13 protein-coding genes are annotated in these 14,926 nt (G+C 72.8%); 6 read left to right on the top strand and 7 right to left on the bottom strand.

Annotated elements, in window-relative coordinates:
• Nucleotide 1 precedes the first annotated feature (1 nt).
• Nucleotides 2-1,582: an ABC transporter substrate-binding protein gene (locus HD601_RS25260; protein ID WP_184826598.1), complete on the bottom strand. Its 1,581-nt coding sequence runs from the start codon at nt 1,580-1,582 to the stop codon at nt 2-4.
• Between the two features lie 156 nt (nt 1,583-1,738).
• Here HD601_RS25260 and HD601_RS25255 point away from each other — a divergent pair, with 156 nt between their 5' ends.
• Genes HD601_RS25255 through HD601_RS25240 form a run of 4 tightly spaced genes read left to right on the top strand, consistent with a single transcriptional unit; the run spans nt 1,739 to nt 5,344 of the window.
• The gene (locus HD601_RS25255) at nt 1,739-3,151 is read left to right on the top strand and encodes a four-carbon acid sugar kinase family protein (RefSeq protein WP_184826596.1); all 1,413 of its coding nucleotides are present in this window, start codon (nt 1,739-1,741) and stop codon (nt 3,149-3,151) included.
• Entirely contained in the window at nt 3,148-4,140 is a 993-nt protein-coding gene (gene pdxA, locus HD601_RS25250; protein WP_184826594.1) for a 4-hydroxythreonine-4-phosphate dehydrogenase PdxA, read from the top strand. Before HD601_RS25255 ends, pdxA begins: the two co-directional genes overlap by 4 nt.
• A 15-nt stretch (nt 4,141-4,155) precedes the next feature.
• Nucleotides 4,156-4,950, top strand: a complete 795-nt coding sequence (locus HD601_RS25245) for a DeoR/GlpR family DNA-binding transcription regulator (protein ID WP_184826592.1) — start codon at nt 4,156-4,158, stop codon at nt 4,948-4,950.
• Between the two features lie 16 nt (nt 4,951-4,966).
• On the top strand, nt 4,967-5,344 hold the full coding sequence (locus tag HD601_RS25240) for a cupin domain-containing protein (protein WP_221441298.1): 378 nt from the start codon (nt 4,967-4,969) through the stop codon (nt 5,342-5,344).
• A 9-nt stretch (nt 5,345-5,353) separates the two neighbouring features.
• On the opposite strand, the gene HD601_RS25235 is transcribed toward HD601_RS25240, so the two are convergent.
• From HD601_RS25235 to HD601_RS25210, 6 genes are all read right to left on the bottom strand, one after another.
• On the bottom strand, nt 5,354-5,839 hold the full coding sequence (locus tag HD601_RS25235) for a carboxymuconolactone decarboxylase family protein (protein WP_184826590.1): 486 nt from the start codon (nt 5,837-5,839) through the stop codon (nt 5,354-5,356).
• 147 nt (nt 5,840-5,986) lie between these two features.
• Nucleotides 5,987-7,606: a flavin monoamine oxidase family protein gene (locus HD601_RS25230; RefSeq protein WP_221441297.1), complete on the bottom strand. Its 1,620-nt coding sequence runs from the start codon at nt 7,604-7,606 to the stop codon at nt 5,987-5,989.
• A gap of 142 nt (nt 7,607-7,748) precedes the next feature.
• Nucleotides 7,749-8,789, bottom strand: a complete 1,041-nt coding sequence (locus HD601_RS25225; RefSeq protein ID WP_184826586.1) for a hypothetical protein — start codon at nt 8,787-8,789, stop codon at nt 7,749-7,751.
• Between the two features lie 167 nt (nt 8,790-8,956).
• Nucleotides 8,957-9,652, bottom strand: a complete 696-nt coding sequence (locus HD601_RS25220; protein WP_184826584.1) for an SDR family NAD(P)-dependent oxidoreductase — start codon at nt 9,650-9,652, stop codon at nt 8,957-8,959.
• Nucleotides 9,649-10,098 (bottom strand): nuclear transport factor 2 family protein, encoded by a 450-nt coding sequence (locus tag HD601_RS25215; protein WP_184826582.1) that lies wholly within the window; start codon nt 10,096-10,098, stop codon nt 9,649-9,651. Before HD601_RS25215 ends, HD601_RS25220 begins: the two co-directional genes overlap by 4 nt.
• The gene (locus tag HD601_RS25210; RefSeq protein ID WP_184826580.1) at nt 10,095-10,961 is read right to left on the bottom strand and encodes a helix-turn-helix transcriptional regulator; all 867 of its coding nucleotides are present in this window, start codon (nt 10,959-10,961) and stop codon (nt 10,095-10,097) included. Before HD601_RS25210 ends, HD601_RS25215 begins: the two co-directional genes overlap by 4 nt.
• Nucleotides 10,962-11,034: 73 nt before the next feature.
• Here HD601_RS25210 and ilvD point away from each other — a divergent pair, with 73 nt between their 5' ends.
• Nucleotides 11,035-12,726, top strand: a complete 1,692-nt coding sequence (ilvD, locus tag HD601_RS25205; RefSeq protein ID WP_184826578.1) for a dihydroxy-acid dehydratase — start codon at nt 11,035-11,037, stop codon at nt 12,724-12,726.
• 200 nt (nt 12,727-12,926) lie between these two features.
• Nucleotides 12,927-14,822, top strand: coding sequence for a S16 family serine protease (locus HD601_RS25200; protein ID WP_184826576.1), 1,896 nt, complete (start codon nt 12,927-12,929; stop codon nt 14,820-14,822).
• Nucleotides 14,823-14,926: the final 104 nt, after the last annotated feature.

The raw sequence follows: 14,926 nt of genomic DNA, 5'->3' as shown, positions 1-14,926 counted from the left end.
GTCACCCCTCCTCGAGCCGCAGGGCGGCGAGGTCGTAGGAGTTGATGGGCAGCAGGTCGAGGCCGCTCACGGTGTCGCGGTGGGCGAGCAGGACGTCCTGCGTGAACGCCCACATGGACGGCCAGAGGTCCCAGATGGACTGCTGGACGTCCTGCAGCAGCGTGGAGCGCCGCTGGTCGTCGGTCTCGGCCGCGGCCGCGGTGATGCCGGAGGCGATGTCGTCGTAGACGAAGCCCATGAACGCGTCGCCGGTCTGCTCCATCTCGGGCGTGCCCGCGAACAGGCCCTGCAGGCTGGTGAGCGCCAGGCCGGTCTGGTTGCCGTAGCCGTTGCCGATGATGTCGAAGTCGCCCCCGCGACCCTGCCGCCAGGTGGGGAGGTCGCCGCCGGGCTCGAACTGGTGCAGGTGCACCTGCACCCCGATGTCGCCGAGCATCTGCGCCACGGCCTCCATGACATAGGCGTCGCCGGCGAACTCGCCGGACTCCCAGATGATGGTCAGCTCGAGGTCGTCGACCCCTTCGGCGTCGAGCAGCTGCCGGGCCTTGCGGGGGTCGAAGGCGAACCGTCCGACCTCGACGGCGCCGTCGAGACTGAGCGGCACCACGCCGTGGGTGGGGGTGACGCTGTCGAGCAGGACGTCGCGGACGATGCTCTGGCCGTCGATGGCCAGGCTCAGCGCCTGCCGGACCGAGGCCTTGGAGAGCGGGTGCTCGGGCGGCTTGCGGAAGTTGTAGAAGAGCTGCACCAGGCGGGTGCCCTCGGCCTGCAGCAGGCTGATGCCGGGCAGGCCGTCGAGCTGCTCCGCGGAGTCGGGCGAGATGGAGTCGATGACGTCGACCTCGCCGCTGCGCAGGGCGAGCACGCGGCTGGTCTCCTCGGGCAGGAACCGGATGCGCACCTGTTCCACACCGGGCGCCGGGCCCCAGTAGGCGGGGTTGGCGGTGAGCGTGTAGTCGCCGGTGCCGCGGTTGGCCTGGCTGACCACGTACGGGCCGCTGCCGACGCCGTCGGACAGCTCCTCGGGGAGGTTGGCCGCCGCCGGCGTGACGAGGATGTTGCTCATGAGGGCGTCGAGGCCGACCAGCGGCCGCTGCGTGACGAGGTCGAACGTGTGCTCGTCGAGCTGCTGCACCACCGGCCACTCGGGGAACTGGTTGCCGACGAACGAGGCGTCGACCTGCTGGTACATCTCGAGAGCGGTGACGACGTCGGCCACCGCGACCGGTGTGCCGTCGGAGTACGCGGCCTCGGGGCGCAGCCGTACCCGCCAGGCCGTGGGCGAGACGAGCTCGAAGCTCTGGGCCAGCACCGGCTCGGCCCGCAGGCCGTCGCCGATGCGGGTGAGCGCCTGCCGCACCGCGCGTTGCACGGTGACGTGCGCGTCGAACTGGTTGAGCTTGTTGTCCAGGCTGACCAGCGACCGGTTCAGCGCCAGCGTGAGGGTGCCGGCGCCGGACGTGCCGGTGGGGCCGGCACAGGCCGCCAGCACCGGGCCGAGCGCGAGCCCGGCGCCCGCCGCGACACCGGCCCGCAGCAGGTCGCGTCGGCTCAGGCCGCGGCGCGGAGCGCTGCCGTTCATCGTCACCTCCGGGGGTTCGCGGGAGTTGTGCGGATCACACTCGCATCTTTGCGCGAAACGCGCAAGTAACGTAGCGTTCACTCTTGCCGGGAAGAGCCGTCCCGCACCGCCCCGCCAGGCGGACGTCGTCGCATCTGTGCAGGAAGGAGCCGTATCGTGGTGATTCCTGTGCTCCTGCTGGCCGACGATCTGACCGGTGCGGCCGAGGCTGCCGCCGCGTTCGTGGCGCGCACACCGCGCATTCTCGACCTCCGCACGGCGCGCGTGGCGCGCACATCGCGCGGGGCGCGCGATCTCTTCGACGGTGGCGATGTGGTCGCCGTCGACACCGATTCACGCTACGCCACGCCCACGACAGCCGCCGAGCGGACCACGACGGCGCTCGCTCTGCTGCCGCCCGGCGGCGTCGTGGTCAAGAAGCTCGACTCCACGCTGCGCGGTCCGATCGCCGCGGAACTGGCCGCGTTGCGCGAACCGGGCGGCGCGCTCGTGGTGGCACCGGCGCTGCCCGCACTGGGGCGCACCGTCGTCGGGGGAGCGGTCCTGGTCGGCGGCGTGCCGCTCGAGCGGTCCGGCGCCTGGGCCGCCGAGTCGCGACCCGCGCCTTCATCGCTGGCCGAGGCGCTCGCGCCGCTGCCCGTGACGGTGGTCGAGCTGCCGGTGGTGCGCGGGGGTATGGCCGAGTTGGCCGACGCGCTGCGGTCGGCGGCCGATGCCGGCCGCGTCGCCGTGTGCGACGCGGAGACCGAGGCCGACCTCGACCGCATCGTCGCTGCGGGCGAGTCGGTGCGGCGCTCCGGCCAGCCGGTCCGGTGGGCGGGGTCCGCCGGGCTCGCGCACGCCATCGCTCGCGCGCACGCGGCCGACGCTCGCGCGACCCGCGCGCCCGCGCCCGCGCCCGCGCACGGAGGGCCTGCGCACGGAGAGCCCGCGCGCGGAGGGCCTGACGAGGCCGTTCCGCCCGGAGCCGCCGTGACCGAGGTGCGGATCAGAACCGTCCCGCCCGCGCGTGGGAGCCTTCCCGTTCCTCCGCCGCTGGGCCCCATCCTGTTCGTCGTCGGCACGGCGGCGCCCGCGGCGCGAGAGCAGCTCGGCTGGCTGAAGCGCCATATCGGCACCGTGGTCGAGCTCGATCCCGAGCAGCTCGCCGAGCCCGCTGTCGCAGCCGCGCACATCGCCGAGCGCACGGCCGGCCGCACCGCCGCCGTCCATCTGGCCGACGCCCGCGGCGCGGCGCGCTCGCCCGACGTCGCCGCGGCCCTGGCCAGAGCGGTCGCCCCGGCCGCCCTCGACCACCCGGCACTCGTCCTCACCGGCGGCGAGACCGCCCGTGCCGTCCTCGCCGCCCTCGAGGTGGGCGAGCTGCACGTCCGCGAGGCCTGGGCCGACGGTGTCGTCGTCAGCACCGAGCCGGGTGGCCGCGTCATCGTCACGAAGCCCGGCGCGTTCGGCGAACCCCGCACGCTCGTGCACATCGTCCAGAGACTCCCCGGCACCCGATGGCACCTGCGCGCGACGTCGCCCGCGGCCGCCACCCACCAGCACAGCCCGCATCAGGAGGACACATGAAGACACCACTGGTCGCCGTCACCATGGGCGACGGCGCCGGCGTCGGCCCCGAGGTCGTCGTGCGGGCGCTCGCCGATCCCGAGGTGCGGTCGCTGTGCCGGCCGGTGGTCGTCGGCGATCTCGGCCGGCTGCGCGACGCCGCCCGCATCACCGGCGTCGAGGTCGAGCTGCGCGCGGTGGCGGGGCCCGAGGATGCGACCTTCGAACCGGGCACCATCGAGGTCATCGACCTCGGGCTACTGCCGGCCGGCCTCCCGTACGGTGCGCTGTCGGCCGTCGCGGGCGACGCCGCCTACCAGTACGTCAAGGCGGCCAGCGAGCTCGCCGTCGCCGGACGGGTGCAGGCCATCTGCACGGCCCCGCTCAACAAGGAGGCGCTGCACGCCGGCGGCCACCCGTACCCCGGGCACACCGAGCTGCTGGCCGAGCTGTGCGGGGTCGACGAGGTGTCGATGATGCTGTCGACGCCGACGGTGAAGGTCATCCACGTCACCACCCACATCGGGCTGGTCGACGCCATCGAGCGCATCGACGACGCCCTGGTCGAGCGGACCATCCGCCGCGGTGACGCCACCCTGCGCGACTCGGGGCTGGCCCGCCCGCGCCTCGGCGTCTGCGGCATCAACCCCCACGCCGGCGAGAACGGCCTGTTCGGCCGCGGCGAGGAGGCCGAGAAGATCGTTCCCGCGGTCGAGCGCTGCCGGGCCGACGGCATCGACGTGCAGGGGCCGCTGCCCGCCGACACCGCGTTCTTCCTGGCCGGTCGGGGCGACTACGACCTCATCGTCGCCATGTACCACGACCAGGGGCACGGACCGGTCAAGGTGCTCGGACTCGAGTCGGGCGTGAACATCAGCGTCGGGCTGCCGGTCATCCGCACGTCCGTCGACCACGGCACGGCGTTCGACATCGCGGGCCAGGGCATCGCCGACGCCGGTAGCATGATCGAGGCTCTGCGCCAGGCGGCCGCGCTCGCGCCGAGCCCCTGACGAGCGAGGTGGGGGATGACCGATCGGCTGAACGCCCGCGAACGGCGCCGGGCCATCGTCGACCTCGCCTGGACCGACGGGCGGGCCGGGGTCGGCCAGCTGGCGCTGCACTTCGGCGTCACCGAGTCGACCATCCGCCGCGACCTCGCCCTGCTCACGACCGAGGGCCAGCTGGCCCGCACGTACGGCGGCGCCATGGCGCACGGCCACGCCCCCGAGACCTCGCTGGGCCAGCGCTCGCGCGAGGGGTTCCGGCAGAAGCAGGCCATCGCGGCGTGGGCGGCCGGGCAGATCGGTCCCGACGAGACCGTCCTGCTCGATGCCGGCACCACCACCGGGGCCCTCGCCCGTGAACTGCGCGACCGCGACCGCCTCACCGTCGTCACCATCGGCCTCACCGTGCTCAACGAGCTGGCCGAGGCCGACGGCGTCGACGTGCTGTGCCTGGGCGGGCGCCTCCGGCACATCAGCCAGGGACTGGTCGGGCCGTTCGCCGAGGCCGCGCTCGAGCGCATCACCGCCGACCGCGCCTTCCTCGGCGCCGACGCGGTCACCGTCGAGCACGGGATCTGCGAGGCCAACCTCGACCAGACCCGGCTCAAAGAGATGATGATGGCCCGCGCCGAGCGGGTGTACGTGCTGGCCGACGCCAGCAAGCTCGGCCGGCGTCCCTTCCACGCGTGGGCGCGCATGCCCGCGACGTGGACCCTGGTCACCGACGACGGCGCGCCGCCCGACGAGGTCGAGCGGTTCCGGGACGCCGGCGTCGACGTGATCATCACGAGCACCGAGGTCGCCGCAGCCACCTGACCACGGGGAGGCCCACATGAGCGGGACACCCACCCACCGGCGTCGTTACCGCGACGCGGCTCTGGGTACGCCGACCACCATGACGCTGCAGAGCATGGGCACGGACCAGCTCGAGGAAGCGCGGATCTCGACCTCCGGCCGCGCGTCGCGCACCTTGCACAGCGGCGCGAGACTCCGGCAGACCCTCATCGCGCTCATCGCCGGCACGCGCATGAACGAGCACCAGAGCCCCGGCGACGCGACGGTGCACTGCCTGCGCGGGCACGTCACCCTGCACACGCGCGAGCGCACCGTCACCGTCGCCGAGGGCGTCCTGGCCGACGTCCCGCCGGAGCGTCACGACCTCGTCGCCGACCAGGACTCCGTCCTCATCCTCACGGTCGCCGTCGTCTAGGAGATCTCCCTAGCCGGTCACGGCGGCCAGCATGCCGGGCTCGTAGGAGCCGCCCGGGTTGCGCACGATCACGTTCATCCGGGTGGCGGCGTTGATCATGGCGACCACGCAGACGAGCGTGCCGAGCTGGTCGTCGTCGTAGTGCCGGCGGACCTCGGCCCAGGTCTCGTCGGACACGCCGGTGTGGGTGTCGGCGAGGCGGGTGCCCTCCTCGGCGAACGCCAGCGCCGCCCGCTCGGCCTCGGTGAACACCGTCGTCTCGCGCCAGGCGGCGACCAGGTGCAGGCGCAGCGGGTCCTCACCGGCGGCCAGGGCATCCTTGACGTGCATGTCGGTGCAGAGCCCGCAGCCGTTGATCTGGCTGACCCGCAGCTGCACCAGCTCGCGGACGGTCTTCGGCAGCGTCGACTCCTCGAGGGGGAGCGACGCGTTGTAGATGCGCTCGAGGATCTTCGTGGCGGTCGGGCTGTCGAACAGGTTCAGACGGGGCGACATGGCGTCCTCTCGTGGCGTCGGTGTCCTGACGACATGGAGATGCCGCCCGCCCGCTCCCCGTGACACCGCGCCACTGTGAGACGGGTCGCGCTCGACCCGGGCGGCTGCGGACCGCCCGAGCCGAGCCGACGCCGTCAGGCGAACCCGTCAGGCCGCCGTCGCCGCGACCCGCGCGTGCAGGTCGCTCACCACCTTGCGGGCCGACAGGAACGCGCCGGTCTGCCAGGCCGTGTAGTAGCTCAGGTGGTCGCCGGCGAAGTACGTGTTGCCGTCGGCCTGGAGCAGGTGCTGGTAGGCCGCGCCCCGCCCACCAGGCCAGCTCACCCAGGCACCCAGGCTGTACGGCTCCTTCGGCCACGCGACGGAGAACGAGTTGTCGAACTCCTGGTGGTAGACGTCGCCGTGGATCTTCGCCCCCTGCGCCAGTGCACGCGTCTCCCGCTCGGCCACAGAGAGGTTCGTGTACGAGCCGGAGTAGTAGCCGACGAGGACGCCCTTCTTCTGGAAGTAGCCGTACGACGGGTAGTAGATCCCCGACACGTCCATGTTGGTGTGCGTGACGCCGCCGTAGATGTCGAGGTCCTCCTCCCAGAAGCGCCGCTTGAACTGGATGCCCATGCGGCCGCTATTGGCGCCGGTGGGCACCGTGAGGGCGTTCTTCGTCTCGGCCGAGAAGTTCGTCGTCAGATTCCGCAGCACCATCGGCGGGATCGTCACGACGCAGTAGTCGGCGTCGAGCGTGCGGATCCGGCCGTTCGAGCGGTAGCTGACCCGCACGCCGGTGGACGTGTTGTCGATCTGCGTGACGGGGGCGTCGTACGTGATGCGGCGGCGCCCGCCGACGGCCGACGCGAGCGCGGCGCTGATCTGGTCCATGCCGCCGACCGGCTGCCACATCATCATGGCCTGGTCGAACCCGAACTCGGTCGCGAACCGGGTGCCGAACTGGCTCTGCAGGATGTCCGAGAGTCCGGGCGGCGGGCCGGCGACGGTGCCCGGCTCGTTGCCGGCGCCCGGCGTGACGCTGTAGCCGCGCCGGTTGTTGCCGGTATAGCGGCCGCCGGTCAGCCCGCCGAGGCTGTTGACCAGCTCGATCAGCCGCTGGCCGTCGGTGCCGGTGAGCCGGTCGTCGAGCGCGCCCTGGTCGACGGCGGACGCGAGCAGTTCGGAGATGTAGCCGTAGACGTCGGCCTTGGCCTGCCGGTGCGTGACGGCGGTGCTGGCCAGCGGGCCGTAGTTCACCGTCGGGGTGTTCTCGTGGAAGTAGTAGCCCTGCGCGTTGGCGTTGACCATCGGCTCGATCGCGACGCCCAGCTCGCGGCAGTAGTCGATGGTCAGGTGGTGGCTCGGGATCCGCGACGGGCCGGCGTTGTAGTAGTGGCCCTCGTCGAACTTGCACACCTGGGTGACGCCGTCGGTGTCGGTGAGCTTGTCGCCGCGGCGGATGGTGAGCGCCCGGCCGCCGGGCTTGGAGCGCGCCTCGATGACGTGGCAGTCGTAGCCCGCCTTGCCCAGCTCGTACGCGACCGCGAGCCCGGCCGTCCCCGCGCCCAGGATCGCGACCTTCGTGCCGTTCGCCGCGGCCGGGAGGTCGTTCGGGCGCAGCTCCTGGAAGTCGCCCGCCTCCTCCGCCGCGTGCGCCGGCGAGGCGATGAGGCCGAGCGCCTCCATCGTCCCGTAGAGCGCCGTCGCTCCGCCAACCGCTCCGACCCGGGTGAGGAACCCGCGCCGGCTCACGCCCTCGGGCGTCCCTGCTGTCGTCTCCACGCCTGCCTCCATCGATGGTGGGGTACTGACCCTCGATCGAGCTGTACGGGGCGACGTCCGTAAAGGATTGCAATGTGAGGTTGCAATCCTTTTGAACGCCAGGCGAACGTCGGGGGACGACGGCGTCAGCTGCGGCTGGGTGTCAGCCCCGGCTCGGGCGGGCGGCGCGGCCCCAGGCGTCGAGCAGCCGGGCGGCCGATCCGCCGATCGGGCCCACGACGTCCTCGAGGTCGGCCGGCAGGGTCGCGGTCTCGACGGCGTTCAGTGCCTCTGCCGGGTCGTCGATCAGCGACGAGCAGACGGCGAGCAGGTAGTCCGGGACCACGAGCCGGGGGTCGACGCAGCCGACGACGGGCACGCCGGCGGCCGCGATCAGCGGGAACACCGTGCCCGGGATGCCGATGGCGGCCTCGGCCCGCGCCGACGCCTGCAACGACGGGACCGGGCTGATCTCGTAGTCGCTCCACAGCGCCGGGTTCTCGCGTGGGTGCAGGCCGACCAGGACGTGCTTGCCGGCCGCCTCGAGCGCCGCCGCGGCGTCGAGCAGCAGTTGCGTGCCGGGCGCGGCGCCGCCGGTCTGGTCGGGGTAGGTGACGCTGGTGAGCACGAGGACGACGCCCGGTTCCGGCGCCGGCGTGGGCAGCGTGTCGGTCTGCGGCGAGCCGACGACGCGGACCCGGCGGCGGGTGCCGAGGTGCCCGGCGAACGCGCGGCCCTCCGCGGCCGACGACGACGTCACCAGCCGCAGCCGCCGCTCGAACTCGTGCGCCCGCGGCGCCTCGGTGGCGTTGAGATAGGCCAGGGAGGTCGCGGCCAGCGGCGTGTGCCGGCCGAACGCGGCGGCGCAGTCGGCCGGCCAGTTGGTCGCCCCGGTGACGACGAGCAGGTCCGCCGTGGGATCGTCGGCAGGGGTGACGACGGGGACGGTCTCGCCGGGCGCGATCTGGCTCAGGTCGGGGACCAGCTGGCGCACGTCCCAGCCGCGCCGGGCGATCTCCGGCAGCAGCGGCCGCACGTGGTAGGTGCCCCACGGCTCATTGGTGGCGACGAGGATCCGCGGCGGCCGTGCGGCGCGCGGGGCCGCAGCGGACGCCGTCGTCGCACCGGTGAGAGCGGCGAGGCCGAGCCCGGCGAGCGAGCCGGCGACGAAGGAACGACGGGACGGACGGGACGCATCGGTCATGCGGCGCACCGTACCCACACCGCCCGGCGCGGTCGTGAACGCCCGGTGAAGTCGGCGGCGGCCGCCGCTACGCCCGCGATTCCCGTTGATCATGGAGAAGGTCGGGTCTGGAGGCGTCCGAGAGCCGACCTTCTCCATGATCAACGGGGCCCAGGGGGAGGCCGGGCTCACCAGGGGACCGGGCGGGCGTCGCGGAAGAATCCGCCGGTGGGGCCGTCGTCGGGGAGGGTCGCCGCCCAGACGATGCCGGCCGCGCCGTCGGCGACCGGCCGGCCGCCCGGGCCGCCCATGTCGGTGGCGACCCAGCCGGGGCAGATCGAGTTGACCAGGATCCGGTCGCGGCGCAGCTCGGCGGCGAGCATGCGGGTGACCGCGTTGAGCGCGGCCTTCGTCAGGCTGTACGCGGGCGTGCCGCCGCCCATGCTCGCAAGCGACCCGCCCTCGCTCGACACGTTGACGATCCGCGGGTGCGCGCTCGCCCGCAGCAGCGGCAGCAGGGTCATGGCCAGCCGCCACGGCCCGTAGACGTTGGTCTCGGCGGCCTCGCGGACGACGTCGAGGTCGGCGCTCGCGGCGCGCTGCCAGGTGTCGTAGTGGATCGCGGCGTTGTTGACCAGCACGTCGAGCCGCCCGTACTCGGCGCGCACGAAATCAGCCAGGGCGGAGGCGTCGTCGGCGCTGGTGACGTCGAGCCGGAACGGGACGACGGCGCCGGGCCCGGCCATGCCGCCCGCTGCGGACGACGCCGCCGCGAGATCGCGGGCCGTCAGGACGACGGTGTGCCCGCGGGCCGCGAGCTGGCGGCCGACCTCGCGCCCGATCCCGCGGTTGCCCCCGGTGACGACGGCGACAGGCTCGGTCACGCGCCCACCCGGCCGCCGGACCCGGCCGCACACCGCGCCGCCGCGACCGCCGTCAGCGCGCGGTCCCCGTCCTCGTAGGCCGCGTGCAGGGTGATCGCGGTGATCCGGCCGCCGTCGCCGACCCGGATGTCGTACCGGCCGGCGACCATCCACGTGCCGCGGGTGTCGCCGTCGACCAGGTGGTGGTAGGCCCGCACCGTCGTCGCGTACCGCCCGCCCACGCCGTCGTCGTGTTCCAGCACCGGCCCGGTGAGGTGCTGCGTCGCGTCGAAGCCCGGCAGGAGCCCGCGCCAGCGCGTGACCACCTCCGGCGCCGCGACGTACTCGGGCGAGCCTCCCCACAGCGACGTGTAGTCCAGCCGTACCTCAGGGGCGAGGACGGCCAGCACGCCGTCCCAGTCCAGCGTGTCGACGGCGTGCAGCAGTGCGGTGACCGGATCGCTCATGCCGCCGATCCTGCCGCGCCGACGCCGTCGCCGGGAGGGTCGGATCCTGCGGTGCTCGCGGGGCGCAGGTCCGACGGCAGCAGCCCGGTGTGGCGGCGGAACTGCCGCCGGAAGTGGCTGAGGTTGGACAGCCCGACGGCGTACGCGACCTCCGGGACGCTCATGCGGCCCTTCACCAGCAGCGCCGCGGCACGGTTCATGCGCCGCGCCGTCACGTACTCGTGCGGTGCGAGGCCCGTGGTCGCCTTGAACACGCGGGCGAAGTGGAACGGGCTGAGCGTGGCGGCCGCGGCGAGGTCGTCGACGGTGAGCGGGTCGCCCAGCCGCTCCTCGACCACGGCGGCGACCCGGTCCAGCAGCACCCGGTCCAGCCGTCCGGCCGGCGCCCGGCGACCCGGTGACCCCAGACCGGCGTAGTACCCGACGACGTGCTCGGCCAGCCGATGGGCGAGGGCGCTGGCCCGGACGGTGTCGACGTAAGCGGCGCCGACGTGGGCCTTTTTGAGGATCGACGCCGTCCCCAGCACGACGGCGTCGCGCGCGCCCCGCAACGGCTCGATCTCCGGCGTCCGCGACGACCCGGCCGCGGCTCGCAGCAGGTCGTCGCCGGGATACATCTCGACCAGCTCGTCGGGGCGCACGACCTCGCTCCAGTAGACCGGCGCGTGCCCGTTCGCGAACACGTCGCCGGGCCGGATGTCGAACCGGTCGCGGCGCCCGCCGGACTCGGTGACCACGTCGCGGTGCTCCGCGAACGAGACCCCGATCTGCTGTCTGCCGCTGACAGTGACGCCGCCGGCCGGCGGATGCCGGCAGTACACCGACCGCAGCCCCGGCCGGTGCAGCTCCGAACGGCGTCGCATGGGACCAGTATCGCCGTGTCCGGATTTCGGACCTCGTGCGTTTCCTGCCGGAGGACGGGACTAGCGTGTCCGCATGACCGTGACACCCTCGAAGCCGGACCTGAAGCCACACTCCCGGGCGGTCACCGACGGTCTCGAACGCACGGCGGCCCGCGGGATGCTCCGCGCCGTCGGCATGACCGACGACGACTGGGAGAAGCCGCAGATCGGGGTCGCCTCGTCCTGGAACGAGATCACCCCGTGCAACCTGTCCCTCGACCGCCTCGCGAAGGCGTCGAAGGAAGGGGTACACGCCGGCGGCGGCTTCCCCATGGAGTTCGGCACCATCTCGGTGTCCGACGGCATCTCCATGGGCCATGAGGGCATGCACTACTCGCTGGTGTCGCGCGAGGTCATCGCCGACTCCGTCGAGACGGTCTTCGGCGCCGAGCGGCTCGACGGCGCCGTCCTGCTGGCCGGCTGCGACAAGTCGGCCCCGGCCATGCTCATGGCGGCCGCGCGCCTCGACGTCGCCGCGACCTTCCTGTACGCCGGGTCGATCCTGCCCGGCCGGGTCGGCGACCGCGACGTGACGATCATCGACGCGTTCGAGGCGGTCGGCGCCTGCGCCCGCGGGCTCATCACCCGCGAAGAGGTCGACGAGATCGAGCGGGCCATCTGTCCCGGCGAGGGCGCCTGCGGCGGCATGTACACCGCCAACACCATGGCCAGCGCGGCCGAGGCGCTCGGCATGTCGCTGCCCGGCAGCGCCGCGCCGCCCGCCGTCGACCGCCGCCGCGACGGCTACGCCCGCAAGTCCGGCGAGGCCGTCGTCAACCTGCTCCGCCTGGGCATCACCACCCGCGACATCATGACGAAGGAGGCGTTCGAGAACGCCATCGCCGTCGTCATGGCGGTCGGCGGCTCCACCAACGCCGTCCTGCACCTCATGGCCATCGCCCACGAGGCGGGCGTGAAGCTCGAGCTCGACGACTTCAACCGCATCGGCGACAAGGTCCCGCACCTCGCCGACGTCAAGCCGTTCGGCCAGTACGTCATGACCGACGTCGACCGCGTCGGCGGCGTGCCGGTCATCATGAAGGCGCTGCTCGACGCCGGCCTCATGCACGGCGACGCGCTCACCGTCACCGGCAGGACGCTGGCCGAGAACCTCGCCGACATCGCGCCGCCCGACGTCGACGGCAAGATCATCCACGCGATGACCAACCCGATCCACCAGACCGGCGGCCTGACGATCCTGCGCGGGTCGCTGGCCCCCGAGGGCGCCGTCGTCAAGTCCGCGGGCTTCGACACCGCCGTCTTCGAGGGCACCGCCAAGGTGTTCGACGGCGAGCGCGGCGCCATGGACGCCGTCGAGAACAACACCCTCGAGAAGGGTGACGTCATCGTCATCCGCTACGAGGGCCCCAAGGGCGGCCCGGGCATGCGCGAGATGCTCGCCGTCACCGGCGCCATCAAGGGTGCGGGCCTGGGCAAGGACGTGCTGCTGGTCACCGACGGCCGGTTCTCCGGCGGCACGACGGGGCCGTGCATCGGCCACGTGGCGCCCGAGGCCGTCGACGGCGGGCCCATCGCGTTCATCGAGAACGGCGACCGCATCCGCCTCGACCTCGCGGCCCGCACGCTCGAGCTGCTTATCGACGACGACGAGCTCGCCCGCCGTCGGGCCGGGTGGACGCCGCCGGCGCCCAAGCACCAGCGCGGCGTGCTGGCGAAGTACGCGAAGCTGGTCGGCTCGGCCGCCAACGGGGCGGTCTGCGACTGACGTCACAGTGTCGGCCACGCCTCGGTGAACGATGCGTGAAAGGCCCGTAGCGACCCACCCGGAACTGGTTGCTCTGTCCTACTTTCTCCCCGGAGATATCGAATTCGGGGGGTCTCGGGGTGAGGGTTCGTTCCATCGTCGCTGCCGCATTGTGCCTGGCAGTCGTCGCTTCGTGTAGTTCGTCCGATCCGAACGATCCGGTGGGTGGCGAGTCCGGCGGGCCGACCCCGTCGGACAGCGCCCCCGCCGAGCCGGCGAAGCCGGAGAGCCTGACCATCACCTGGCTGGCCTTCAACGAGGGCACCGGCGAGGGCACCACCGGCGAGACCACGCTGAGCCACACCGAGGCCGACGGCGACTTCCGGGTCGAGTTCTCGGCCAACGAGGTCGACGGCATCGGCGCGGCCTCGCAGGCCGGCGCCTGGAACGCCTCGATCATCTCGACGCTGCTGCTCGGCCAGCCGCTCGAGGGCGAGTTCCGGTTCGAGACCAGCGGCCGGGTCGACGGCCCGAGCGCCGGGGCGCTGACGACGGCCGGGCTGATCGCGCTGGCCCGCGGCGACGAGTTCCTCGACGGCGTCACCATGACCGGCACGATCAACGCGACCGGCACCATCGGCCCCGTCGGCGGCATCCCGGAGAAGCTCACCGGCGCCTCGGACGCCGGGTTCGACACCATCCTCATCCCGCTCGGGCAGCGCAACGCCCCGGACCACGAGGGCACCACCGTCGACGTGGTCCGCGAGGGCGAGCGGCTGGGCGTCGAGGTCATCGAGGTCGGCGACATCTACGAGGCCTACCAGCACCTCACCGGCCAGCGGCTGGACGCGCCGAGCCTCGACACCGACCCGCGCCTGGACAACGCGTCCTACGACAAGGTCGCCGCGCAGGTGAACGCGACGCTCGGCCGGTACGACAGCGCGCTGAGCCAGTTCAACGGGCTGGCCCCGGAGATGACCTCGGTCCTCACCAGCTTCACCGACGTCGCCGCGACGGCCGCCGCCCGGGCGCGCGACCTGCAGCAGCAGGGCCTGCAGGCGGGCGCGTTCAACTCGGCCACGCAGGCCGCCGCGCTGATGGAGATGCTCTACGCCGGCGGCAACCTGATGACGCCGCTGCTGACGCAGGGGCTGCCCGGCATCGAGACCATCGTGACGCAGGCGCTGGACATCGCGCCGGCCGAGACGAAGGTGTTCGCGCTGCTGGACCAGCTGTCGACCTACACGCCCCAGACGCTGGCCGACGTCGAGGGCCTGGTCAACGCCTACGCCCTGACGTTCGACGCGTACTCGCTGCTGATCTTCGCCCAGCAGCGGCTGACGGTGATCCAGGAGACGTACGAGGCCGGCGGCTACACCGACCTCGAGCTGATGTTCACCGACCTCGTCATGCCGATGCTCTACGCCGAGCTGGCCGAGGCGCAGGTGACCAGCACACAGGCGCTGTTCGAGCTGGGCCGCGACAACCCGGGCGGCCCGATCGACGGCGACGTCGAGCTGGCGCAGGTGGGCGACTTCTTCCGCCGCGGCGCCGACGCCAACTTCGCCGCGTTCACCGAGGCGTTCGTGACGCCGCAGGCCGAGGCGCAGGGCATGTCCAACGATGCGCTGCTGAACGCGCTGGCCAACGTCGACCTGAACGTCGCGGCGGCGGTCACCCAGGCGAACATCCAGCCGGCGATCGCCGACTACATCGGCGAGGGTGAGCCGAACGCCGACTACGCCACGCTTGGCTACGGCCTGAACAACTTCGTCCGTAACCAGCTGCTGGTCGACAAGTACTACAACAACGCCGTCCTCGACGAGGCCTTCAACGTCGTCGACTTCACCTGGGACGCCGTCATCGCCCGCGCCACCGACCTCGGCCGCCAGCACCTGGCCACCGAGGTGGAGCTGCTGCGCGAGCACGAGACCGAGCCGGTCATCTCGATCGGCAACTACGAGGCCGCCAGCCTGCTCCGCTCCGGCACGCCGGCCGAGCAGTTCGACGCGCTCGGGTTCTACAACGGCGGTTTCGTCACCTCGCGGGTGCTCGCCTACCTGGGCGGCTTCCAGCGGGTCGACCTCGGCGGCGAAGGGGCCGAGTCGGCGCCATGATCAGGTGCCGCCACGCAGGAACCGTGCGACCGCGCTCATGTCCTCGTCGCCCAGCCCGGCGGCGACGGCGTCCGCGACAGCTCTGCGGTTGGTGACGGGCCCAT

Origin of the sequence: Jiangella mangrovi (assembly GCF_014204975.1) — a bacterium.
Lineage (GTDB): Bacteria > Actinomycetota > Actinomycetes > Jiangellales > Jiangellaceae > Jiangella > Jiangella mangrovi.
This window is presented reverse-complemented; position numbering and strand designations above follow the sequence as displayed.

Coding starts and splice junctions, on each gene's coding strand:
- HD601_RS25260 (WP_184826598.1), bottom strand. CDS start 1,582: ATGAACGGCAGCGCTCCGCGCCGCGGCCTGAGCCGACGCGACCTGCTG.
- pdxA (WP_184826594.1), top strand. CDS start 3,148: ATGAAGACACCACTGGTCGCCGTCACCATGGGCGACGGCGCCGGCGTC.
- HD601_RS25245 (WP_184826592.1), top strand. CDS start 4,156: ATGACCGATCGGCTGAACGCCCGCGAACGGCGCCGGGCCATCGTCGAC.
- HD601_RS25240 (WP_221441298.1), top strand. CDS start 4,967: ATGAGCGGGACACCCACCCACCGGCGTCGTTACCGCGACGCGGCTCTG.
- HD601_RS25235 (WP_184826590.1), bottom strand. CDS start 5,839: ATGTCGCCCCGTCTGAACCTGTTCGACAGCCCGACCGCCACGAAGATC.
- HD601_RS25225 (WP_184826586.1), bottom strand. CDS start 8,789: ATGACCGATGCGTCCCGTCCGTCCCGTCGTTCCTTCGTCGCCGGCTCG.
- HD601_RS25215 (WP_184826582.1), bottom strand. CDS start 10,098: ATGAGCGATCCGGTCACCGCACTGCTGCACGCCGTCGACACGCTGGAC.
- HD601_RS25210 (WP_184826580.1), bottom strand. CDS start 10,961: ATGCGACGCCGTTCGGAGCTGCACCGGCCGGGGCTGCGGTCGGTGTAC.
- ilvD (WP_184826578.1), top strand. CDS start 11,035: ATGACCGTGACACCCTCGAAGCCGGACCTGAAGCCACACTCCCGGGCG.